At 76.5% G+C, this 24,144-nt stretch carries 11 protein-coding genes and 3 pseudogenes; 11 read left to right on the top strand and 3 right to left on the bottom strand.

Features of this window, described 5'->3' with window-relative positions:
• Positions 1 to 261: 261 nt before the first annotated feature.
• From IHE55_RS21860 to IHE55_RS21895, 7 genes and pseudogenes are all read left to right on the top strand, one after another.
• On the top strand, positions 262 to 1,779 hold the full coding sequence (locus IHE55_RS21860; RefSeq protein ID WP_197990571.1) for a gamma-aminobutyraldehyde dehydrogenase: 1,518 nt from the start codon (positions 262 to 264) through the stop codon (positions 1,777 to 1,779).
• 402 nt (positions 1,780 to 2,181) lie between these two features.
• Positions 2,182 to 3,424 (top strand): annotated as a pseudogene (locus IHE55_RS21865) (polyamine ABC transporter substrate-binding protein).
• Between the two features lie 20 nt (positions 3,425 to 3,444).
• A pseudogene (locus IHE55_RS33235) lies at positions 3,445 to 4,670 on the top strand (ABC transporter ATP-binding protein); the annotation flags it as partial.
• A gap of 309 nt (positions 4,671 to 4,979) precedes the next feature.
• On the top strand, positions 4,980 to 5,885 hold the full coding sequence (locus IHE55_RS21880; RefSeq protein ID WP_197992161.1) for an ABC transporter permease: 906 nt from the start codon (positions 4,980 to 4,982) through the stop codon (positions 5,883 to 5,885).
• Positions 5,882 to 6,709 carry an ABC transporter permease gene (locus tag IHE55_RS21885; protein WP_197990573.1) on the top strand — a complete coding sequence of 276 codons (828 nt, stop codon included), beginning with the start codon at positions 5,882 to 5,884 and terminating at the stop codon, positions 6,707 to 6,709. Before IHE55_RS21880 ends, IHE55_RS21885 begins: the two co-directional genes overlap by 4 nt.
• Before the next feature lie 209 nt (positions 6,710 to 6,918).
• Positions 6,919 to 8,331 (top strand): NAD(P)/FAD-dependent oxidoreductase, encoded by a 1,413-nt coding sequence (locus IHE55_RS21890; RefSeq protein ID WP_197990574.1) that lies wholly within the window; start codon positions 6,919 to 6,921, stop codon positions 8,329 to 8,331.
• 573 nt (positions 8,332 to 8,904) lie between these two features.
• Entirely contained in the window at positions 8,905 to 9,393 is a 489-nt protein-coding gene (locus IHE55_RS21895; RefSeq protein ID WP_197990575.1) for a bifunctional DNA primase/polymerase, read from the top strand.
• 256 nt (positions 9,394 to 9,649) lie between these two features.
• Here the strand turns inward: IHE55_RS21895 and IHE55_RS21900 are convergent, their stop codons facing one another.
• A complete protein-coding gene (locus tag IHE55_RS21900) occupies positions 9,650 to 10,267 on the bottom strand; it encodes a phosphatase PAP2 family protein (protein WP_307826772.1) in 618 nt (205 codons plus the stop codon).
• 666 nt (positions 10,268 to 10,933) lie between these two features.
• Positions 10,934 to 12,286 carry a 4-aminobutyrate--2-oxoglutarate transaminase gene (gene gabT, locus IHE55_RS21905; protein WP_197990576.1) on the bottom strand — a complete coding sequence of 451 codons (1,353 nt, stop codon included), beginning with the start codon at positions 12,284 to 12,286 and terminating at the stop codon, positions 10,934 to 10,936.
• 640 nt (positions 12,287 to 12,926) lie between these two features.
• Here gabT and IHE55_RS21910 point away from each other — a divergent pair.
• The 3 genes and pseudogenes from IHE55_RS21910 (at position 12,927) to IHE55_RS21925 (ending at position 19,038) form a co-directional block, all read left to right on the top strand.
• Positions 12,927 to 15,203, top strand: a complete 2,277-nt coding sequence (locus tag IHE55_RS21910) for a type IV secretory system conjugative DNA transfer family protein (RefSeq protein ID WP_197990577.1) — start codon at positions 12,927 to 12,929, stop codon at positions 15,201 to 15,203.
• Positions 15,204 to 15,446: 243 nt separating this feature from the next.
• Positions 15,447 to 17,409, top strand: a pseudogene (locus tag IHE55_RS31620) (PucR family transcriptional regulator).
• A 171-nt stretch (positions 17,410 to 17,580) separates the two neighbouring features.
• Positions 17,581 to 19,038: an aldehyde dehydrogenase family protein gene (locus tag IHE55_RS21925; RefSeq protein WP_197990578.1), complete on the top strand. Its 1,458-nt coding sequence runs from the start codon at positions 17,581 to 17,583 to the stop codon at positions 19,036 to 19,038.
• A gap of 210 nt (positions 19,039 to 19,248) precedes the next feature.
• Here IHE55_RS21925 and IHE55_RS21930 read toward each other — a convergent pair whose 3' ends face one another.
• Positions 19,249 to 22,305, bottom strand: a complete 3,057-nt coding sequence (locus IHE55_RS21930; RefSeq protein WP_197990579.1) for a CHAT domain-containing protein — start codon at positions 22,303 to 22,305, stop codon at positions 19,249 to 19,251.
• A gap of 1,007 nt (positions 22,306 to 23,312) precedes the next feature.
• Between IHE55_RS21930 and IHE55_RS21935 the strand changes: the two genes are divergently transcribed.
• On the top strand, positions 23,313 to 23,624 hold the full coding sequence (locus tag IHE55_RS21935; RefSeq protein WP_197990580.1) for a hypothetical protein: 312 nt from the start codon (positions 23,313 to 23,315) through the stop codon (positions 23,622 to 23,624).
• The last annotated feature ends 520 nt before the right edge of the window (positions 23,625 to 24,144 follow it).

Genomic DNA, 24,144 nt, shown 5'->3' on the forward strand with positions numbered 1-24,144 from the left:
CTCCGGGCGAGGGAACCGGACACCGTCCGGCGCGGAACCGCGGTGTCCGGCCCCGGTCGTGAGGCCCCGGCCATCCGGTGGCGATGTCGGGACAGAATCCGTCGGAAAATCAAAAAGCGACGACGGAATCCCTTGTTGGAGACCGTTCGCTCTGCCAGGATCAGCCATCAATTCCGGCCATGGCCACGCCACCCCGTCCCCGTGGGCGGCGCCGGGCCGACTGCGCGCAAGCCACCGACCGAGGCGGAGGAGAGCAACGCGATGGACCAGCGGTTCGATGCGGCGGCGCGGTTCGCCGCCGGCACCCAGTACATCGGCGGACGGCTGACCGAGGGCGGTTCCGGCCAGGTGCACGCCGTGGTCGATCCGGCCACCGGCGGGAAGATCCTCGCCTACCGGACGGCGGACGAGGCCGACGTGGACGCCGCGGTGGCCGCCGCACGCGCCGCGTACCCGCAGTGGGCCGGGGCCACCCCCGCGGAGCGGTCCGACGCCCTGCACCGGCTCGCCGCGGTCCTCACCGCGCGGGCGGCGGAGTTCGCCGCCGCGGAGTCCCGGCAGTGCGGCAAGCCGCTGAAGCTCAGCACCGGGTTCGACGTCCCCGGCACCATCGACAACACCGCCTTCTTCGCCGGCGCCGCCCGCCACCTCGAAGGCCGGTCCGCCGGTGAGTACAGCCCCGACCACACCTCGATGGTGCGCCGGGAACCGATCGGCGTCATCGGGTCGATCGCCCCCTGGAACTACCCCCTGCAGATGGCCGCCTGGAAGATCCTGCCGGCCGTCGCCGCGGGCAACACCGTCGTCCTCAAGCCCGCCGAACCGACCCCGCTCACCTCGCTGATGTTCGCGCAGGCCGCCACCGAGGCGGGCATCCCCGACGGGGTGATCAACGTGGTGAGCGGCACCGGCCCGGTGGCCGGCGAACACCTCGTCGGCCACCCCGGCGTGGCCATGGTGTCCTTCACCGGTTCCACCGCGGTCGGCCGCCGGGTGGCCGGGATCGCGGCCGGCTCGGTCAAACGGATCCACCTGGAACTCGGCGGCAAGGCCCCGTTCGTGGTCTTCGACGACGCCGACCCGGAGGCGGCGGTGCACGGCGCGGTGGCGGCGGCACTGATCAACAGCGGCCAGGACTGCACGGCCGCCACCCGCGCCTATGTGCAGCGCCCGCTGTACGACACCTTCGTGGCGGGGGTCGCCGACCTGATGGCGACCGTACGGCTCGGCGACCCCTTCGACCCCGCGACCGACCTCGGGCCGCTGGTCACGCACGCCCACCGGGACCGGGTGGCCGGATTCGTGGACCGCGCCCGGGGGTACGCCACCGTGGTCACCGGCGGCGGCCCCGGGACGGGCGACCTCGCCCGGGGTGCGTACCACCTGCCGACCCTGATCACCGGCGCCGCCCAGGACAGCGAGATCGTCCGCTCCGAGATCTTCGGCCCGGTCCTGGTCGTCCTCCCCTTCGACAGCGACGACGAGGGACTCGCGCTCGCCAACGACACCCCTTACGGGCTCGCCGCGTCCGCCTGGACCCGCGACGTCTACCGGGCCGGGCGCGCCACCCGGGAACTGCGCGCCGGGTGCGTGTGGGTCAACGACCACATCCCCATCATCAGCGAGATGCCGCACGGCGGCACCGGTGCCTCCGGCTTCGGCAAGGACATGTCGGCGTACTCCTTCGAGGAGTACACGCAGATCAAGCACGTGATGTACGACAACACCGCGACCGCGCGGAAGGACTGGCACCGCACCGTCTTCGGGCACCGCGACTGACCGCGCGGCCCGCCGCCCCGGCCGTGGCCCGCCCACCGCACACGGGTTCCTCGCGCCACGGCCCGCCGCCGCGCACCGGAGCACCGGGGACCCCCGCGGCGCCGTGGCCGGTGTGGCTGTCGTGGCGGGTGGGGCCGCCGTGGGGGTGCGGCGCCGTGGGGGTGCGGCGGCCCCGCCGCCGGGCCGCCAGCCGTGCGCGGGCGGGCCGGTCGCCGGCCCCGCACCCCGTGTCCGGCGCACCGCCCGGACCGCTGCCGGTCCGGAGCCGGCCGCGGCGCGCGCCCTTCGTCCACCGACCACCGTCCCCCGTCCCCCCGCACCACCGCCGACCCGCACCGGGCCGGGAGCGGCACCGACCCCGCGCCCTGCACCCCGGCCGGCCCTCACCCCCGGGAGGCCCGTATGGACCCCGCACCCGACACGCTCTCCCCACCCCTGCTGGCCGCGGTGCGCCGCAGCCTGACCCGGGGCCGGATGGCCATGACCCGGCGGTCGCTGCTGCGCGCGGGCGGCGCCGGTGCGCTCGCCCTCGGCGGCACCGGTGCCCTCGCCGCCTGCGGCATCCCGCCCGCCACCCGCCACGGCGCCACCCCCCGCCGACGACCACCCTGACGAGGAGCGGCGCGTCAGCTTCTCCAACTGGACCGAGTACATCGACGTCGGCGAGGACGGTCGCAGCCGGCCCACCCTGGACGCCTTCCGGCGGCGCACCGGCATCCGGGTCCGGTACACCGAGGACATCAACGACAACGTCGAGTTCTTCGGCAAGGTCAAACCCCAGCTGGCCGCCGGCCGGGACACCGGCCGCGACCTGATCTGCGTCACCGACTGGATGGCCGCCCGGATGATCCGCCTCGGCTGGATGCAGAAGCTGGACGCGGCCCGCCTGCCGCACGCCTACGCCAACCTCGCCCCGCAGTTCCGCAGCCCCGACTGGGACCCCGGCCGCGCCCACTCCTACCCCTGGACCGGCATCCCCGCGGTCATCGCCTACAACAAGAAGGCCACCGGCGGCCGGACGGTGGACTCGGTCTCCCAGCTGCTGGAGGACCCCCGGCTCAAGGGCCGGGTCGGCATGCTCACCGAGATGCGGGACACCGTCGGCCTCACCCTGCTCGACATGGGCGTGGCCCCCGAGACGGTCACCGCCGACCAGTACGAGGCGGCCGTCGCCCGGATCCGCAAGGCCGTCCGCAGCGGGCAGATCCGGCGGTTCACCGGCAACGACTACACCGGTGACCTGGACAAGGGCGACCTGGCCGCCTGCGTGGCCTGGGCCGGGGACCTGCTGCAACTGCGCGCCGACAACCCGGCCATCGACCTCGCGGTCCCCGCCGCCGGCTACATGATCTCCACCGACAACCTGCTGATACCCCACGGGGCGCGGCACAAGAAGAACGCCGAACGGCTCATCGACTACTACTACGAGCCCGCGGTCGCCGCCCGGCTCGCCGCCTGGATCAACTACGTCTGCCCGGTCGAGGGGGTCCGCGCCGAACTGGCCCGGATCGACAAGGACCTGGCCGCCAACCCGTTCATCCTCCCCGACCGGGAGATGGCCGCGAAGGCGCACGCCTTCCGCGCCCTGACCGACGAGGAGGAGACGGCGTTCGAGGACACGTTCGCCAAGCTCATCGGCGCCTGAACCGGAAGAAGCCAGCCACCATGACACCACCGCACCCCGGCGGCGCCGTCCGCCTCACCGGGATCAGCAAGAGCTACGGCTCCACCACCGCCGTCCACCCGCTGGACCTCACCGTCCCCGAGGGCCGCTTCTTCGCCCTGCTCGGCGCCTCCGGCTGCGGCAAGACCACCACCCTGCGGATGATCGCCGGGCTGGAACGGCCCACCACCGGCACCGTCCACCTCGGCGCCCGGGACATCACCGACCTGCCCCCCTACAAGCGCCCGGTCAACACCGTCTTCCAGAGCTACGCGCTCTTCCCGCACCTGGACGTCTACGAGAACGTCGCCTTCGGGCTGCGCCGCCGCGGCATCAGATCGGTGCGCAAGCAGGTCGCGGAGATGCTCGACCTGGTGCAGCTGGGCCCGTACGCGCGCCGCCGGCCGCGGGAGCTGTCCGGCGGACAGCAGCAGCGCGTCGCCGTCGCCCGGGCGCTCATCAACCACCCCCGGGTGCTGCTGCTGGACGAGCCGCTCGGCGCCCTGGACCTCAAGCTCCGCCGCCGGATGCAGCTGGAGCTCAAACGCATCCAGACCGAGGTCGGCATCACCTTCGTCCACGTCACCCACGACCAGGAGGAGGCCATGGCGATGGCCGACACGGTCGCGGTGATGAACGGCGGCCGGGTGGAGCAGCTGGGCGCCCCCGCCGAGCTGTACGACCTGCCCCGCACCGCGTTCGTCGCCAACTTCCTGGGCACCTCCAACCTGATCGAGGCCGAGGTCACCGGGGTGTCCGGCGGCGATGTGCTGGTGACCGCCGGCGGCACCCGGCTCGCGCTGCCCGCGCGGCGGTGCCCCGGCGGGCCGGACGCCGGCGGAACGGGCACCGGCGCGGGGGAGCCGGGGCACGGCGCCCCGGGCACCGCGGCCCGGGCGACCGGTTCCGGCGGCGGGGCGGCCGGTGCCGGCACCGGGGTGCCGGGGCGGGCGCGGCCGGGCGGATGCCCCGGGCGGGGGAGCGGATCCTGCTCGGCGTCCGCCCGGAGAAGATCTCCCTCACCCCCGCCGACGACGCGCACACCGTCGGGGACGGACGCAACCGGCTCACCGGCCGGATATCCGACTCCAGCTTCATCGGCGTGTCAACCCAGTACCTGGTGGCCGGGCCGGCCGGCACGACCCTCTCCGTTTACGAGCAGAACATCGAGCGCGATCCGCGGCTGGTCCCCGGCGCGGAGGTGGTGCTGCACTGGAACCCCGCCCACGGCTTCGGCCTCCGCGCGGACCGGTCGCCGGCGGCCGGTGCCGGGCCGGACGAGCCGCCGGCCGGCGGTCCCGGCTCCGAGCGGCCCGCCGCCGGAGCCCGGCCCGGGCCGTCACCGGAGGACGGGACACCGGCGGGGCCGTCGCGCGCCGGCGGCACCGGAACCGGTCCCTCGCCGGCCACCGCGGCGGGGCCGGGGCAGGGGGCGCCGTGACCGCCGTCCCCACCCCGGCCGGGCCGCCGCCCGCCCCCCGGGGTGCCGCCCGCCTCCGGGCTGCCGACCGTCTCCGATCCGTCGCCCGCCTCCGGGCTGCCGCCCCGGCCGGAGCCGGCCGCCGCGCGGAAGACCCCGGTCCGCGCCCGGCTCGTCCCGTACTGGCTGCTGCTGCCCGGCATCGCCTGGCTGCTGGTCTTCTTCGTCGCGCCGATGGTCTACCAGGCGTCCACGTCGCTGCAGACCGGCTCGCTGGAGGAGGGCTTCACCGTCACCTGGCACGTCAGCACCTACACCGACGCGCTCGCCGAGTACCACCCGCACTTCCTGCGCTCGGTGCTCTACGCGGGCGCGGCCACCGCCGGCTGCCTGCTGCTCGGCTATCCGCTGGCGTACCTGATGGCGTTCCGGGCCGGCCGCTGGCGCACCCTGCTGATGATCCTGGTCATCGCGCCGTTCTTCACCAGCTTCCTGATCCGCACCCTGGCCTGGAAGACCATCCTCGCCGACGACGGCACGGTGGTGTCGGTGCTGGGCTCGCTGCACGTGCTGGACGTGACCGGCTGGCTGGGGCTCACCGAGGGGGACCGGGTGCTGGCCACCCCGCTCGCCGTGATCTGCGGCCTGACGTACAACTTCCTCCCCTTCATGGTGCTGCCGCTGTACACCTTGCTGGAGCGGATCGACGGGCGGCTGCACGAGGCCGCCTCGGACCTGTACGCCCGGCCGTTCACCACCTTCCGGAAGGTCACCTTCCCGCTGTCCATGCCCGGCGTGGTGGCCGGCACCCTGCTGACCTTCATCCCCGCCACCGGCGACTACATCAACGCCGAACTGCTCGGGCCGGCGGACCGGAAGATGGTGGGCAACGTCATCCAGTCGCAGTTCCTACGGGTCCTGGACTACCCCACCGCCGCCGCGCTCTCGTTCATCCTGATGGCGGTGATCCTCGCCCTGGTCACCGTCTACATCCGCCGGTCGGGGACGGAGGACCTGGTGTGAAGCACCCCGCCGCCCCCGCCGTCCGGCTGCTGCGCCGGCTGCGCGAGAACCTGGTGACGCTGGCCGCACTGGCCGCCCTCGGGTACCTGCTGCTGCCCAACGTCGTGGTCCTGGTCTTCTCCTTCAACAAGCCCAACGGCCGCTTCAACTACTCCTGGCAGCGGTTCTCCACCGACGCCTGGACCGACCCCTGCGGCGTGGCCGACCTGTGCGGCTCGCTCGCCCTCAGCCTCAAGATCGCCCTGGGCGCCACCGCCGGCGCCACCGTCCTGGGCACCCTGGTCGCCTTCGCGCTCGCCCGCCACCGGTTCCGCGCCCGCACCGCCGTGAGCAGCATGATCTTCCTGCCGATGGCGATGCCCGAGGTGGTCATGGCCGCCTCGCTCGCCACGCTGTTCCTCAACACGGGCGTGGAGTTCGGCTTCTGGACCATCCTCGTCGCGCACATCACCTTCTGCGTCAGCTTCGTGGTCACCGCCGTCAAGGCGCGCGTGCTGAGCATGGACCCCGAACTGGAACAGGCCGCCCAGGACCTGTACGCCTCCCCGGCGGCCACCTTCTGGCGGGTCACCCTGCCGATCGCGGCGCCGGGCATCGCGGCCGGAGCGCTGCTCTCCTTCGCCCTGTCCTTCGACGACTTCATCATCACCAACTTCAACGCCGGATCGACCGTCACCTTCCCCATGTTCGTGTGGGGGTCGGCGCAGCGCGGCACCCCGGTCCAGATCAATGTGATCGGGACCGCCATGTTCGCCGTCGCCGTGCTGTGCGTCCTCGTCGGTCTGCTCGCCGGCAACCGCCGCGGAAGGAGCCGAGAACCGTGACCGCATCCGACAGACCCTCCGATACGCCGCCGCCTTCCCGCGACCCCGGCGGGCCCGGGGCCGACGGGGATCCCGGCGAGGTGCCCGGGCCCGGTGCGGCGGGCGGTGCGCCCGAGGCGCCCGGGGCCGTGCGGCCGCCCGCGGGAGGCGGGACCGCCGCGCCGCCCGGGGCGGCCGGCCGTTCGCCCGGAGCGCCCCGGGGCCGGGCGGTGCGGCGGGCCGGGCCGCCCGCGCTCGCCGCGCTCGCCGACGCCGAACCCGTGCCGTACTGGCTGGACGACCCGGCCCGGCCCCGGGCGCTGCCCGCGCTCACCGGCGAGGAGGAGTGCGACCTGCTGGTCGTCGGCGGCGGGTACACCGGGCTGTGGACCGCGCTGCTGGCCAAGGAGCGCGACCCCGGGCGCGACGTCGTGCTCGTCGAGGCCCGGCGGATCGGCTGGGCGGCCTCCGGGCGCAACGGCGGCTTCTGCGCCGCCTCGCTCACCCACGGCCTGGCCAACGGCCTCGCCCGCTGGCCCGAGGAGGTGACCGAGCTGGAGCGGCTGGGCCGCCGCAACCTCGACGGGATCGAGGAGACCCTCACCCGGCACGGCATCGACTGCCACTTCGAACGCACCGGGGAGATCGACGTGGCCACCGCCCCGCACCAGGTGACGGAGGTGCGGGAGACCATGGCGCGAGCCCGGGAGGCGGGCCTGGACGCCGGGGAGTTCCTGGACCGCGACGCGGTACGGGCCGAGGTGGACTCGCCGGTCTTCCTCGCCGGGCTGTGGGACCGCACCGGGGTCGCCATGCTGCACCCCGCCCGGCTCGCCTGGGGCCTGCGCGACGCCTGCCTGCGGCTGGGCGTACGGATCTACGAGCACACCCCCGCCGGACGGCCGGCCCCCGACGCCGGGGGACTGGCCGTCACCACCCCGTACGGCAGGGTCCGCGCCCGGGACGTGGCACTGGGCACCAACGCGTTCCCCTCACCGGTGCGCCGGCTCCGCCCGTACGTGGTGCCGGTCTACGACCACGCGCTGGTGACCGAACCGCTCACCGGCGCGCAACTGGACGCCATCGGCTGGCGTCGGCGGCAGGGGCTGAGCGACCTCGCCAACCACTTCCACTACTTCCGCATCACCCGCGACCACCGCATCCTGTGGGGCGGGTACGACATCGTCTACCGGTTCGGCGGCGGGGTCCGGGCCGAGTACGACCACCACCCGGACACGTACCGCACCCTCGCCCGGCACTTCTTCCGCTGCTTCCCGCAGCTGGAAGGGGTGCGATTCAGCCACGCCTGGGGCGGCGCCATCGACACCTGCTCCCGCTTCTCCGCCTTCTTCGGCACCGCGTACGGCGGGCGGGCGGCCTACGCCCTGGGCTACACCGGGCTCGGCGTCGGGGCGTCCCGCTTCGGGGCCGAGGTGATGCTCGACCTGCTCGCCGGGGAGGAGACCGAACGCACCCGGCTGGGGATGGTCCGCAGCAAGCCGCTGCCCTTCCCGCCCGAACCGCTGCGCTGGGCGGGCATCGGCATCACCCAGTGGTCGATGGCCCGCGCGGACCGGCACGGCGGCCGCCGCAACCTGTGGCTCCGGGCGATGGACCGCGCCGGACTGGGCTTCGACTCCTGACGGCGGGACGGACACCCCCCCGGGGGCTTGGTGGGGTGACGTGGTCCGGGTGGCGTGGTCGGAGGAGGTGGCCTGGCCGGTGACGTGGTCGGGGGAGGTGGCCTGGCAGGTGTGGCCGGTGGTGGTCGCCGTCCGGCGTGGTCGGTGAACGTGCGTTCGTGCCCGCCTGGGGGGAGGGCGGTTCGCCCGGTGTGGCCGGCGGCCACCGTCCGGGGTGGTCCGTGCCGCTCTGCCGTGGACGGGCTCGCCGTGGGGCGGCGCGGCGCCGCCCCCTGCCGTGCGTACGGTCCCGTCGTGCGCGTGGCCGTGTGACGGACCCGCGACGCGTGCGGTCACGTCGTCGGTGCGGATGCGCGACGCGTGCGGCCCGGCCGTGTGTACGGATCCGCCGTGCGTACGACCCACCGTGCGTGCGGTGCGGCCGTCCGGTGGGCGTGCCGGGCGGCGGTGCTGTGACCCGTCTCACTACCGATGGGTAGGCGAAGCCGGGTAAGGATCGCCGGCCGCCCCTCTCTCCTCTACCGGCGCCATCGGCCGGTGGCACCGCCAGGGAGTGGAACGGGAGGAGCCGGGATGGGCGACACGGGGGCGAAGCGGGCGGTGGAGTGGCTGGTGTCGGCGGCACCGGACCCCGGTGCGTGCCGGTGGGCATGGGAGCGGCACCCCCTCGGTGTCGCGCTGCTGCCGGCCGGCCGGGTCTGGGACGTACTGGTGGTGCCGGGGCGGCTGGGCCGGCGGACCCTGCGGGTGCTGGGCCGTCGGGCCGAGCCCGCCGGCCCGGTGCTCGGCGACGCGCGGGGCGACGGGGACGCCCGCGTGGGGTTCCTGGTGCCCGCCGGAACCGCGGCGCACTGGGTCGGCACCGGCATCCGCGGCCTGGGCCCCGGCAGCTGGGTGGTGGTCCCGCATCCGGGCCGTACGGCGGGGCGGGTGCGCTGGCTGGCGGCCCCGGACGGCTCCGGCCGGCTCACCACCCCAGGCCTGCTGGAGCTGGCCCTGCACCAGGCGGTGGTGGAACTCGCCGACGAGGACCGGTACCGCCGGGGGCGCGCGCACCGGTGAGGGCCGGGTGACCGGAACGCGGTGCAGGACCGCCGGGCCGTCGCGGTGCCGGTCCGGCGGGCGCGGCCCCGGGGCCGGAGGGTGACGGCCGTCGGCAGACCGCTGGTGGTGGCGCGGGTCCGGGGTGGCGCGGGTGACGGCCGTCGGCCGGGCCGAGAGGGACGCCCGGCGGGACGGCCGTCTCCGCCGTGAAGGGTGGGCGTGGTTCGGGCGGCCGGGCGGGGAGGGGCCGCAGCGCCGCCCGGCCGGGTGTCGTTCAGCCGCGGGGGACGAGCCACCGTCGCATCGTCAGGGACAGCACGGTGAGCAGCGCCGCGGACAGGCACCAGCTGCCGGCCACGTCGAGCGGCCAGTGGTAGCCGCGGACCACCAGGCCGGTGCCCACGCCCGTGCTGAGGAGGGTGACCGTCACGCCCGCCACCACCGGTCCCCGGCGGGACGGTCGGTGGCCCCGCCGTCCGGAGGGGTCGGCGGCCCGTGCCCGGTGCGCCGCCAGGAGCAGCATGGCGGCCGCCCCGTACGCCACCGTGGCGGTCGCGGTGTGGCCGGACGGGTAGAAGCCGTCGGTGCCGGCGAGCGGGCCGGGCGGCGCGGGCCGGTCCAGCAGTGCCTTCACCGGGGCCACCAGGGCGGGCACCACCGCCAGGGCGAGCAGCGCGGACAGCGGCGGGAGCCACCACCGGGGGGTCACGCGACGCAGCCGCCGGGCCGTGTATGCGGCGGCCGCCCCGAGCACCGGGAGCGCCACCGCGGTGCCACCGAGGTCGGCGAGGAACTCCGCGAACGCGCCCGGCAGCAGACGGCCGCCGGCGGCCCGGCCGGCCCGCTCGTCCATCCCGCGCAGCGGGCCGTCGACGGCCACCTGCCAGGTCACCAGGGCGAACAGCAGGACAGCGGACGTCAGGACACAGAGCGTGAGGAGAGAGACCGGCGGCCCAGGAACAGGGGGGGTGGCTCCGGGGCCGCCGGGGCGACCGGCGGACCGCGCGCCCCGGGGGGTCTGGGGCGGGCGGCCGTCCGATCGGTGAGGAGATCCGGAGCCGGAGGCTCCAGTGGTGTGCGCAAGGGCACGGCCGGGACGGAGCTGGGGAAGCGCCGCCTCGGCGTCGCTCGCAGTCCCCCCTGCGAGCGGGGTGTTTCTCTCATCTGCAGAAACCGTACGGCACCCCGGGGCCGGGCCGACAGCCGGATCACCCGTCCGACATGGCCCCCGCACATCTTCTTCACGCCGTCGCCGCCGGGCCATGGTTCCGGTCACCGACCGTCACGGCGGGGAGGGCGGTCCGGGCCTTCGGTCGGGCGGGCCGATATGGAGCCGGGGCGACGGACGGAGCGGGCGGAAGCGGGGCGGGGACGGGATGGCGCGGGGCGGGGACGCGGCCGGGCCCGGAAGGCGGCGGGCCGGCGTGGGGTGGGGACGGCCGGGCCGGCGTGCCGACGAGGGGGACCGGCCGGGACGGCGGCCGGGCCGGGGCCGTGGAACAGGACGGCCGGGCCGGGGAACAGGTCCCCGGCCCGGCCGTCGGTCCGGTGCGGCGGATCAGAGCGCGGCGAACGCGCTCTCGATGATGTCCAGGCCCTCGTTGAGCAGGTCCTCGCCGATCACCAGCGGCGGCAGGAAGCGGAGTACGTTCCCGTAGGTGCCGCAGGTGAGGACGATCAGGCCCTCCGCGTGGCACGCCTTGGCCAGCGCGCCCGCGGCCTCCGCGTTCGGCTCCTTCGTGGCCGGGTCCTTCACCAGCTCGATGGCGATCATGGCGCCGCGGCCCCGGATGTCGCCGATGATGTCGTACTTCTCCTGCATCGCGGTGAGGCGGCCCTTCATGACCTCCTCGATGCGCTTGGCCTTGGCGTTCAGGTCCAGCTCACGCATGGTCTCGATGGAGCCGAGCGCGGCGGCGCAGGCGACCGGGTTGCCGCCGTAGGTCCCGCCCAGGCCACCGGAGTGCGCGGCGTCCATGATCTCGGCGCGGCCGGTCACGGCGGCCAGCGGCAGACCGCCGGCGATGCCCTTGGCGGTGGTGATCAGGTCCGGGACGATGCCCTCGTCCTCACAGGCGAACCACTGGCCGGTGCGGCAGAACCCGGACTGGATCTCGTCCGCGACGAAGACGATGCCGTTGTCGTTGGCGAACTTCACGATGGCCGGCAGGAAGCCCTTCGCGGGCTCGATGAAGCCACCCTCACCCAGCACCGGCTCGATGATGATCGCGGCGACGTTCTCGGCGCCGACCTGCTTGGTGATCTGGTCGATGGCCTGGGCCGCGGCCTCCGGGCCGCAGTTCTCCGGACCGGTCGGCCAGCGGTAGCCGTAGGCGACCGGGACCCGGTAGACCTCGGGGGCGAACGGACCGAAGCCGTGCTTGTACGGCATGTTCTTGGCGGTCAGCGCCATCGTGAGGTTGGTCCGGCCGTGGTAGCCGTGGTCGAACACGACGACCGCCGGGCGCTTGGTGTAGGCGCGGGCGATCTTGACGGCGTTCTCCACGGCCTCGGCGCCCGAGTTGAACAGGGCCGACTTCTTGGCGTGGTCGCCCGGGGTCAGCTCGGCCAGCTGCTCGCACACCTCTACGTAGCCCTCGTAGGGGGTCACCATGAAACAGGTGTGGGTGAAGTCCGCCAGCTGCGCGGACGCCCGGCGGACCACGGCCTCGGCGCTGGCGCCGACCGAGGTCACGGCGATGCCCGAGCCGAAGTCGATCAGGGAGTTGCCGTCCACGTCCTCGATCACACCGCCGCCGGCGCGCACGGTGAACACCGGCAGCACCGAACCGACGCCACCCGCGACCGTGGCGCTGCGGCGGGCCTGCAGCTCCTGGGACTTCGGGCCCGGGATCGCGGTGACGACGCGGCGCTCCTGGGGAAGGGACGGACCTCCGGACAGTTCGGTCATGAGGGGCTCCAGGGGAGAACAGGGGTTTTAGAGGCAGGCTAGGGGTGCGGCCGGCACCGAGGCATGTTCCGTTCGGGAGCACTGCGCGCGCCGCGTTGTCCGCGACGGACATAGCGCACGGGACGTGAGCCGAATGGCCGACCGGGCGTCGGCGGGGGGCGGGGCGCGGGAGGGCGCGGGAGGGGTGGGGTGTCGGGCATCGGGGACCTGGGCGGGCGCGGGGACCCGGGGTGCGGGGTGCGCGCGGTGGGTGGAGGGGCACGGGATCGTGGGTGCGCGGCGGCGGGGACGTGGGGCGTGGTGGAGGCGGGACGGGTGTGAGGGACGAGGCAGGGGGCGGTGGGAGGGGCCGATGGGGTGTGGGGGGCGTGATGGGAGCGAAGGGAGAGGTCGGCGGGGTGTGGGGGGCGTGATGGAGGGCGGAGTGGGGGTGCCGGTGGGCCGGGGGCGGGTGATCGTGCGGCGGTCTGCGGGCGCGGCATCCCGCACGGTCGCTGAACTCCCTGCGCGGGGCCACTAGATTGAACGTCGGCGTGTGCACGCCGGTACGCACACGCGTGCGTGCAGGGACGCACACACCGCTACACGGTTCGTGTGGGGCAGACGACGGCTTGGCTGGTCAGGGGGCAAGGGGCGGCGCATGGACACCGAGGGCACGCACGACTCACGGGGCACACGGCGGGACGCGGTCCCGAACCCGGCGGCCCCGCCGCCTCCGGTGGGACCGCCGCCGGTGGCGCCGGCGATGCCACCGGTGCCACCGCGCCCTGATCAGGCGGGGGCCGGCGTTCCGGTCCCGGTGCCGCCGCCGGCCGTGCCGCCGCGTCCGGCCCATCCGGCCTTCGCGCAGGTCTCCGGCGCCTACGACCAGCCGTCCCCGCCGGCGCCCCGGCCGCCTGTCGACCCGGCCTCCGTCCGGTCCCCGTTCATCGACTGGCTCCGGACCGTGCGCCCGGCTGCCGCCCCGGGGATCTGGACCTACGGGTACAAGCCCAAGCCCCCGGAGGACCCGGACCGGGTGCCGGCACGGAGACTGCTGAGTGGGGCGCTCATCGCCGCGCTCTGTGCCTGGATGCTGTGGCAGGTCGTCATCAATGGTTACCTTGGTGGCTGGTACATGTGGTTTTTCTACGTGTTCACCGATGACGCCTGGTATGAGACCAGCGACGGAACGTTCGACCCAAGAAGTTTCGCGGAAGCCGCCCGTATTTACGAGCTGATCCTCGGACTGGCGATTTTCGCCTTTTTCGGCCGGGTGGGTCAGTGGGCTGAGGTATGGCGTCGCTACGTAGTCCCCATCTTCCGCACCAGCGACCTGCCCCCCACCCCCGCCCCCCACGCCGACCCCGTCGAGTGGCCCGAGGTGCGGGCGGCCGGGGGGCACGGGGCGGCGGACCGGCTGGCCGCCGAGGCGCGCGGCGGCCGGATGAACGACGTGGACCACACCCGGATCGAGCGCGTCTGGCAGTCCGTGCGCGCCCAGCCCGGCCGGCTGGCGTCCTTCGTCGACACCGTGCTGCGGCACGGCGCCGCCGCCTACACGCACCCGTCCGGCGCGCGGGACCTGCCGGTCCGCACGGCCCGGCACGACCTGCTCGCCCAGCAGGTGCGGATCGGGGCGGCGACCGAGGATCTCCGCAACCCGTACGAGTTCCGCGGGGTGCCCCTGGCGCTGGACCCCGCGGTGCTCGGCACCTCGCTGCTGGCCGTCGGCCCGCCCGGGTCGGGCAAGACCGGGCGGCTGGTGCGGCCGGTGGTGGAGTCGTTGTGCCTGCAGGCGCTCGCCGGGCGGGTCGCCGTGGTGGCCGTCGGCGCCGCCGGGGCGGGCATCGGACCCGACGACGCCTTCGACGTGGTGGTGAAGATCGGCCGCCCCGAGTCGGCCTACGACCTGGACCTCTACGGGGGGACCACCGACCCGGACGAGGCCGCGGGAGTGCTCGCCGAGGCGCTGGTCGGCGACCTGGCGCACACCCTGCCGGGCGGTGACAGCCGGCGCGCCGCCACCGCGCTCGCCCAGCTCCTGGGCCCGTTCCGGGCCGCGCACCAGCGCTTCCCGTCGGTGCCGGAGCTGCGGGAGCTGCTGGACTGCGCCCCGGCCGCCGTCGACGCACTGCGGGCCGCGCTGGACGCGGCGGGGGAGCCCGCCCACGCCCGCGAGCTGGACGCCCGGGTCCGGCAGTCGGCCGCGGCCGGCGACGTGGGGGCGCTGCTGGCGGACCGGATCGCGCTCCTGGACCGCCCCGCCTTCGCCGACTTCTTCACCACCACCGGCGACCGCCGGCCGTTCTCGCTGCGCGCGCTGGAGCACCCGCTGCGGGTCCGCATCGACCTTCCCGAGCGCGGCCACGCGGAGGCCTCCCGGATGCTGGCCCGGCTGGTCCTGGCCCAGTTCACCGAGTGCGCCACCGGCCGCGCGGACCGCTCGCTCTTCGCCTGCCTGGTGCTCGACGACGCCTCGCACACCATCACCCTGGAGGCGCTGCGCGGCATCCAGCGGCTGCGGGCGGCCAACGCCGGCGCCGTGCTGACCCTGCGCACCCTGGACGACGTGCCGGACACCCTGCGCAGCGCGCTGCTGGGCGCGGTCGGCTGCCGGATGGCGTACGCCGGCATCACCACCTGGGACGGGGCCCGCTTCGCCGAGGTGTGGGGCACGGCGTGGGTGGAGGCGCGGGACGTCACCGACCGGCAGTTCGTCTCCGACGAGCCGATGACCAAGGTGCTGCACTTCATCCGCAAGGTGGTGACCGGCAAGGACGCGACCGTGCAGTCGGTGACGGTGCGGAAGGTGGAACGGGAGCGGTGGTCCGCCTCGGAACTGGCGCACTCGGTACCGCCCGGGCACGCGGTGCTCTCGGTCACCTCGGTCCGCGGGGAGAGCGCCCCGCCGGTCCTGGTGGACCTGCGCGGGTGACGGGGATTGCGACACTGAGGCAGAATTGAGCCCAGTCGTTCATACGCAGCGGCGTACAGGGGTGGTGGTCCCGCGGCCGCCGGCGGTGGTCGAGGGTGCCGTGACCGTACGGTGCCGTGACCGTACGGTGCCGTGCGGGCCGGGGGTGTCCGTCCGCGGCCCGCGGCTCCCGGCGCGTTCCACCGGGCGCGGCGGCACCGGCCCGTCGCCCCGCCGCCCGCCACCGAAGCCCCGAAAGGTGCCATGCCTCCCACGCTCGCCTCGCTCGTCCACCACTCCGCGCTCAAGCTCACCGTCCTGGCCGGGGAGGACCGGCTGGACACCCCGGTGCGCTGGGCCCATGTGAGCGAGCTGGCCGACCCGGTGCCGTATATGGACGGCGGTGAGCTGCTGCTGATCACCGCGATGCAGCTGGACGCCGAGGACCCCGAGGCGATGCGGCGCTACGTGCTCCGGCTGGCGGGCGCCGGCGTGGTCGGGCTGGGCTTCGCGGTCGGGGTGAACTACGAGAGGGTGCCCGACGCCCTCGTCACCGCCGCCCGGGAGGCCCGTCTGCCGCTGCTGGAGGTGCCGCGCCGCACCCCGTTCATCGCCATCACCAAGGCGGTGTCGGCCGCCATCGCCGCCGACCAGTACCGGGCGGTGACCGCCGGCTTCGAGGCGCAGCGCGAGTTGACCCGGGCCGCGATCGGAGCCGAGGGGCCGGCCGCGCTGCTGGCCCGGCTGGCCGCACACCTGGACGGCTGGGCCGCCCTCTACGACGCCTCCGGCTCGGTGGTGGCCGCCGCCCCGGACTGGGCCGCCCGCCGGGCCGCCCGGCTCACCGCCGACGTGGACCGGCTGCGGGCCCGTCCGGCCCCGGCGAGCGCGGTGCTCGGCGGCGGCGCGGAGGCCGGTGAGCCGTCCGCCGACCGGGTGGAGCTGCAGTCGCTGGGCACCGGGCGCCGCGCCCGCGGGGTGCTCGCGGTGGGCACCGGCGCGCCGCTGGGCACGGCGGAGCGGTACGCGGTGAACTCCGCCGTCGCCCTGCTCACCTTGACCACCGAACGCTCCCGGGCGTTGCAGGAGGCCGAACAGCGGCTCGGCGCGGCGGTGCTGCGCATGCTGCTGGCGGGCGAACCCGACCACGCCCGGGCCGTCGCCGGTGCCCTCTACGGCAGTCTGCTGGACGCGCCGTTCCGGCTGCTGGTCGCCGAGCCGGCGACCGGCGCCGGGGGACCGGGTGGCCCCCGGGCCGCGGCCGGGCCGCCGGGCACGACCGGACCGTCCGGCGCGGCCCGGCCCACCACCGCCCCTCGGCGGCCCCGGCCCCCGCCGCCTCCGCCACGGCCCCGGTTTCCGCGACGGCCGCCCCCGCCACGGCCGCCGCCACCGGCCCCGGCCGAGCCGCCGGCGGCCGGCCCCCACGGCCCGCCCGGGGCCGGCCGGCGAGGAACCGCCGTCACCGGCCGACGGCGGCCCGCGGGCCCCGGCGGCACCCACCACCCCCGCCGCGCCCGGCCCGGCCCGGCCCCCCGCCGCCGCGCCCGCCGGTCCCGATCCGCTGGGCGCGCTGGCCGACGCCATGGAGTCCGCCGCCGCCCGCACCGGGGAGGCGCTGCTGGTGGTGCCGGACGGCGAGCGGCTGATCGTCCTGGCGCCGGACGGCGGCGCCGCGGTCGCCGCCTGCGCCGCGCACGCCGCGGCGGTGGACGCCCGGCGCGGCACAACCACCCGCCCACGGGACCGGACCGGCGCCGCGACCGCCCCCGGTGACGACGTGGTCATCGGGCTGGCCGCACCGGCCGGCCCGATCGCCGCGGCGGGCGCCTACCGCCAGGCCGAGCAGGCGCTGTCGGTGGCCCGCCGGCGCGGCCGGGTGCTGGTCGAGCACGAGGAGGTCGCGGCCGGCTCGGTGCTGCCGCTGCTCGCCGACGACGCGGTACGGGCCTTCGCCGACGGGCTGCTGCGCGCGCTGTACGAGCACGACGCCACCGGACGCGGCGACCTGGTCGCCTCGCTGCGGGCCTGGCTGTCCCGGCACGGCCAGTGGGACGCGGCGGCGGCCGACCTCGGCGTGCACCGCCACACCCTGCGGTACCGGATGCGCCGGGTGGAGGAGATCCTGGGCCGCTCGCTGGACGACGCCGACGTACGGATGGAGCTGTGGCTGGCGCTCAAGGCCACCGCGGCGACCCCGGCGGACGGCCCCATAGCCGAGAGCTGACCGGACACCCCGGCCCCCGGCCCCACCCCGCCCCGCCCGGCACGCCAAACCGGTGCGGGGCGCCGGGGGACTGCTCCGCGACGGACAAACGCCGTGCGGGCGCCCCACCCCTACGGTGGGGGAGCAGACCAACCGCACCAACCCACCACTTCGGAAGGGCCGGGATCCGCTGTGACAACCTCCCGCGAAGCTCCTCACGCGTTCTGGCTCGCCGGCCGCAAGGCCACCGGCGAGGACACCTTCGACGTCACCTCCTCCTGGGACGGCCGTCTCGTCGGCACCGTGAGCGTTCCCACCGAGGCGCAGGTCGAGGAGGCCGTGGCCGCCGCGCACGCGGTGCGGGACGAGTTCGCCGCCACGCCCGCCCACGTCCGGGCCGCCGCGCTGGACCACGTCTCCAAGCGGCTCGCCGAGCGCACCGAGGAGATCGCCCAGCTGATCTCGGCGGAGAACGGCAAGCCCATCAAGTGGGCGCGCGGCGAGGTCGGCCGTGCCCTGTCGGTGTTCCGGTTCGCCGCCGAGGAGGCCCGGCGGTTCAACGGCGGCGAGGCGCAGCGTCTGGACACCGACGCGGGCGGCACCGGCCGGCTCGCCCTCACCCGGCGCTTCCCGCGCGGCACCGTGCTGGGCATCGCGCCGTTCAACTTCCCGCTGAACCTGTGCGCCCACAAGATCGCCCCGGCCATCGCCGTCGGCGCGCCGATCATCCTCAAGCCGGCGCCGGCCACCCCGCTGTCCGCGCTGGTCCTGGGCGAGCTGCTGGCCGAGACCGAGCTGCCGGCCGGCTCCTGGTCGGTGCTGCCGGTGCCCAACGACCGGATGCCGGCCCTGGTACAGGACGAGCGCCTCCCGGTGATCTCCTTCACCGGGTCGGACAAGGTCGGCTACGCGATCATGGACTCGGTGCCGCGCAAGCACTGCACCCTGGAGCTGGGCGGCAACGGCGCCGCCGTCGTGCTGCCGGACTTCTCCTCCGAGGAGGACCTGGACTGGGCGGCGACCCGGATCGCCACCTTCTCCAACTACCAGGGCGGCCAGTCCTGCATCTCGGTGCAGCGGGTCATCGCCGACGCCTCGGTGTACGACCGGCTGCTGCCGAAGATCGTCGCGGCGGTGGAGGCCCAGGTCACCGGCGACCCGTCCGACGCCGCCACCGACGTCGGCCCGCTGGTCAACGAGGACGCCGCCAAGCGCGTCGAGTCCTGGGTGGACGAGGCCGTCCGCGCCGGCGCGGCCCTGCTCACCGGCGGCAAGCGGGACGGCGCCACGTACGCGCCGACCGTGCTCGCCGACGTGCCGGGCGATGTGACCATCGCCTGCGAGGAGGTCTTCGGCCCGGTCCTCACCGTCACCAAGGTGAACGGGGTGGACGAGGCGTTCGCCGCGGTCAACGACTCCAAGTACGGCCTGCAGGCGGGCGTGTTCACGCACGACGTGCAGACCGCCTTCCGGGCCCACCGGGAGCTGGAGGTCGGCGGCGTGATCATCGGCGACGTGCCGTCCTACCGCGCCGACCAGATGCCGTACGGCGGCGCCAAGCAGTCCGGCGTGGGCCGCGAGGGCGTCGCGTACGCGATGGAGGACTACACCTACGAGCGGGTCCTGGTGCTCACCGGCATCGCCCTCTGACCGGCGACCGCTCACCCGTCCCACCACCGGGCCGGGAGGCGAGGCCCCGACCGGGCCCCCGCCTCCCGGCCCGGCCGCCGTTCCCGGCCGGTCACCGTCTCAGCGGGATGCCTGTTCCCGCCTCCCGGCCACCGGGGGCGTACGGCCGGTGCCGGCGCGGCGACGGGGGCTCAGCGGCACCCGGGCGGTGTGTCCTCCGGCCCGTGCTGGTCAGGGGCCCATGTGGAGATGGGCCGCCCACAGGGTGGGCAGTGCCGGGTCGGCCTCGCGCGCCGCGCGCACCGCCTGGTGCAGGGCGTACGCGGCGTGCCGCGCGGTGGGTGGTGAACCCGCGGCGAGCGAGCGGTAGAACGCCGCGGCGATCCGGCCCGCGGCCGGCTCCTCCACCGCCCACAGCGCACCGATGACATGGGCGTACCCGGCCAGCTGGAGCACCCCGCCCAGGTGGACCGCCTCATCGGCCGGGGTCCCGCCGGCCCAGCTGGTGGTGCACCCCGGCAGGTACGCCAGCTCCGCCTCCAGCGGACCGGGCCGGGTGATGTCGCGCGGCCCCAGCCACGTCGCCGGCCGGTCCGACAGCACCAGGCGGCTCGACGCCGCGTCGTCCAGGGAGCTCACCGCGGGGCACGCGAAGTGCGCCCAGCGGTGCCGCGGCAGCATGTCGAGGACCACGTCGCGCCGGGCCCGGTCACCGGCGAGGAGCAGGCTGCCGGGGAGTTCGGCGGTCAGCAACGCCGTGCGGTAGCGCGCGTCGGCCAGTTCGGCCGCGCCCGCGCCCGCCACCGGCGCCACCACCAGCGCCTCCGGCAGCACCGGTGCGGCCGGGCCGTCGGGCCGCGGAACCGCACGGCGGGCCGGGCGGCCGTCCGCGCCGGCCCGGTCCGCGCCGGTGCCCCCGCCACCGCCGGCCGGACCACCGCCGGCCGGACCGCCACCGCCCGACGAGCGGCCGCCGGCCGGGCCGGTACCGGTGCCCGTGCCCGTCGCGGATCCGGCCCGCGCCCGGGCGCGGACCAGTGCGCCGACGCTGGGCGCGTACGAGGAGACCACCCGGTCCAGCACCGCGTCCGTCACCGTCCCCGACGGCGTGCGGCGCTGCGCCGCGTGCAGCGGCAGCACGGTCAGCGGTCCGGTCGGCACCCACCACAGCCGCGGCAGCCGGCGGTCCCGGCGCTGCCGGCCGGTCAGCCGCAGCGCCTTGAGCACCGGGTCGGCCACCGTCTCCCACAGCCACTCCAGCAGCTCGTGGACCTCGCCCTGCGCCGAGTGCCGGCCCGCCGCGGCGACCGCCGGGTCGTGCGCGGCCCGCACGGCGGACAGGAACCGCTCGGTGCGCCGCAGCAGTTCGGCGTAGCGCAGCTCGGGCAGCGGTACGGCGCGCACCCCCTCGTCCGTCAGCAGCAGCGCGTCGCACCGCAGCCAGCTGGTGTTGAGCACGACCACCGGACCGTGGCCGTGCGCCGCCGCGAGCAGCTCCGAGTCCTCCGGCGGGTGCAGGAACCCCTCGAACCCGGGGTGCCGCCGGATCCGGTCGACCAGCTGCTCCCACTCCTCGGCGAGCGCGTGCCGGTCCTCCCCGGGCGAGGTGCCGCCCGGCGCGCCCACGATCCGCCCCGACGGCCCCGGCACTCCGGCGGGTTCGGCGGCGAGGAGGTCCGCCGGCGGCGGGTCCAGCGCCTCCCGCAGCCGGTGGTAGCGCTCCACCAGCCCCGGGTGCAGCCGCTGGAGCGCGGCCGCGTCGGGGCCCGCGCCCACGGCGTGCGCGAGCAGCACCGTCCGGCCGTGTTCCAGCAGGCGCAGTGCCCGCCACGGGTCGCCCAGTTCGATCGCGCAGGCCGCCGCGTACGAGGCCGGGCCGGCGAACGGTCCGCGGGCACCCTCCGCACCCGGGCCCCGGACGGCCGGCCGCCCGGAAGCGGCGCCCCGGCCCCCGGCGCCGTCCCCGGTACCGCCGTCGGCCCCGCTCCTGTCCCCGGCGCCGGCCTGGGCGTCCGCGCCGCTCGCCGCGGACACCGGCCGGTCCGGCCGCGCCCGGAGCGCCGCGCCGCGACCGGCGCCGGCGTCCCGGACGTAAGGCCCGTGCCGGCCGTCCTCGCCGTCCCCGGCCGCGCCCGGCGCCGTGGTGAGGGCCGCTGCCCGCGCCCCGTCCGGTTCCCGGGGCCCGCCCGGCCGGTCCCGCTCCGCGGACCCCGGGGCCCGCTCGCCGCCCCCGGACGGGGGCCGCGGCGCCAGCCGGGGCAGCAGCTCCACGGCGAGGGCCGAGGGCGCCATGGCGCGCTCCGCGCCCCCGATCCGGTACGCGTGGTAGGCCCACTGCTGGGCCGCCCGCACCCGGTCGGCGACGGCCGCCGCGGCGTCCTCGGCGACGTGCCGGTAACCGTCCTCGGCGGCCGACAGGTCGTGCGGGTCCCGGCGCGCCGCGGCACGCACGCCCAGTGCCCAGGCGTACGAGGTGAGTGCCCGGACCCGGACCGGATGGCCGGCCGGTGTCTCCCGCGCGGTCCGCTCGCAGACCTCGATCAGCTCGTCCAGCACCGGACCGCTGCGCAGCCGCTCGTACTCCAGCCGGGCGATGGTCACCAGCGTGCCCAGCCGCTCCGGCCGGTCGGGGTGGTCGGCCGCGGTCCCGGCCACCGCCGCCCGCCCGGCCGTGGCCGCGGCCGCCAGGTCGCCCGGATCGCGCTGGGCGAGGTAGCGGCGGAGCAGCCCGCGGCTGAGGTTGGACAGGAACCGCTGGTGCAGCGGCAGGTCGGCGGGGACCGCCGCCGATGCCGCCCGGATGAGGGCCACCGCCTCGTCGAGGGCGTCCGCCGCCCCCGGACCGCCCTGCTCGGCCCGGGTGAGGAGGGCCTCGGCGAGGTTGGAACGGGCCCATGCCTGCTCCACCCCGCCCCGCGGGGAGAGCGCCTCCGCCTCCCGGAACACCTCCACCGCCTCGGTCAGCACCGCGGGATCCGCGCTGTGGGCGTACCCGGCGGTCAGACAGGTCCCCAGGCCCAGCAGGCGCCCGCAGCGGCGCGGGTCCCGCCGCGGGGTCGTGGCCAGCGCGCCCCGGGCCAGCTCGATCGCCGCGGCCAGGTCCGCGGCGCTCCCGGTCCGCAGCCAGCGCAGCCGCAGCACCGCCGAGAGCCGGGCCCGGACCGCCTCGGCGGTCGCGTCGCCCCCCGGGTGCCCGCCGGCGTCCTCCCGGCCGGCGCCGCGGTCCTGCCCGGCCGCCCCGCCCTGCCCGGCCGCCCCCGCCGGGGCCGTGCCCGTCGTGGTACGCACCGCCGGCCCCGTGCCCGCGGTCCGCCGCGTGCGCTCCACCCGGCCGGATGTCGTGCGCTCCGTCCCACCGGATGTCGTCGAACACCTCGTCGCCCGCCCGGAGCCCGTCGTCGTCCCGCCCCGGGTCGCCGGGGCGCGCACGGTCGTCGCCGTAGGGCGGCCGGTCGCGGACCGGTCGGGCCGTCGTCCCGTCCCCCCGCCCCCCGGCGTACCGGTGGCGGCCGTCCTGCCGGGCGGGGCCGTGCGGCCGGGGCGCGCCCGCGCCGTCCGGGACCACGGCGGAACGGGCCGGCCCGCCGCGCCCCGCACCTGCCGCGTCGTACCCCGGACCTGCCGTGTCGTACCCCGGACCGGCGGCGTCGTGCCCCGGACCTGGCGCGTCGTGCCACGGCGCGGGGCCGGGGCCGCCGGCTTCCCCGCCCGTGACGTCGCGCCCCGCGCCGGGGCCGTCGAGGTGCCCGGTCCCGTCCCGGGGCCCGGGCACCGGAGCGTCCCGCCACGTCTTCCGGGGGACGGGCCGGAAGCCGCCGCGTCCGGCGCCCGGGCCGTACGCCGGCGGCGCGGTGAGCAGCGCCTCCCGGAACAGGTCGACGGCCTGGTCCAGATCGCGGCGGTCCCCGCCCCGCTCGTACCGGGACCACAGGGCGATGCCCAGCCGCAGCACCGCCGCCTCCCGGAGCGCCGGGCCGGCCGCGCCGCGCAGTGTCGCCTCGAACCCGGTGACGGCCCGCTCCAGGTCGGACAGCTCACCGGTCAGCTCGTACTGGGCGAGGAAGGCCGAGGCCCGGCGCAGCTCCTCCTCCCACGACCCGTGTCCCGCGGCCGGCCGCGGGGAGCCGGGCGCCCGGTCCCGTTCCCGGGCGGCGTGCAGCACCCGCCGGGAGCGCAGACAGCTGTCCAGCGCGGTACGGACCGTGCGGCGCGCGGGGTGGCCGGAGGGCAGCGCCGACAGGGCCCGCCGGTAGACCTCGATCGCCTCGTCCAGTGCGGTCAGGCTGGAGGTCCCTATGGCGTACTGGAGCAGCGCGGCACCCAGGTCGGCCAGGCGCACCGGGCCCTGCGGATGGCCGGTGGGGGTGGAGCGCACCGCCGCCCTGCCGAACCGGACCGCCTCGTCGAGCACCTCCGGGTCGGGCTCGTACTGGGCCCGCCGGAGCAGGGCGCCGCTCAGCCCGGCCTGGATCCGGGCGTACTCCGGATGGAAGGACGGGCACACCGTCAGGCCGCGCCGGTACAGCGCGATCGACTCGTCGAGCACCGCCAGGTCGCAGGTGCGGGTGAACAGCTCCAGCAGGGAGGCGGCGAGAGCGCACAGGTGACGGCTGTACTCGGGGTCCTCCGCCACCGCCTCCGCGACCGCGGTGCGGCCGGCGGCCACGGCCTCGGTGAGCGTGCCCACCGACCGGTCGCGCTCGTGTCCGAGCCGCAGCAGCTCACCGAGCGTGGAGAAGCACCGGGTCCGGTACGGGTCGCCCGCCGGCCGGCCGGCACAGTCCTCCACCGCGATCCGGCACAGCCGCAGCGCGGTGTCCAGCAGCTCCGGGTCCCCGGTCCGGTCGTAACCCAGCCACGCCTGCTCGGCGGAGAAGAGCGGGCCGGACGGCTCGGCCGCGGTCCCGGCGGACGGTGCGGACGACGCGGCCCGCGGCTCCGCGCCGTCCGGCCCCGCGGCGAACGGGCCCGGACGGGCGGCGCGCCCGGCTCCGGCGGTCCCGGCGGGGTACGGGTGCCGGGGCACCCCCGTCCCCGCGGCCGGGCCGGGGGGACGGGACGCTCCGGCCGGCCCGGCGTACCCGACAGGTCGTCCTCCGGGCCGGGCGGCCGGGAAAGGCCAGCGTC

It is taken from the genome of Streptomyces pactum (assembly GCF_016031615.1).
Lineage (GTDB): Bacteria > Actinomycetota > Actinomycetes > Streptomycetales > Streptomycetaceae > Streptomyces > Streptomyces pactus.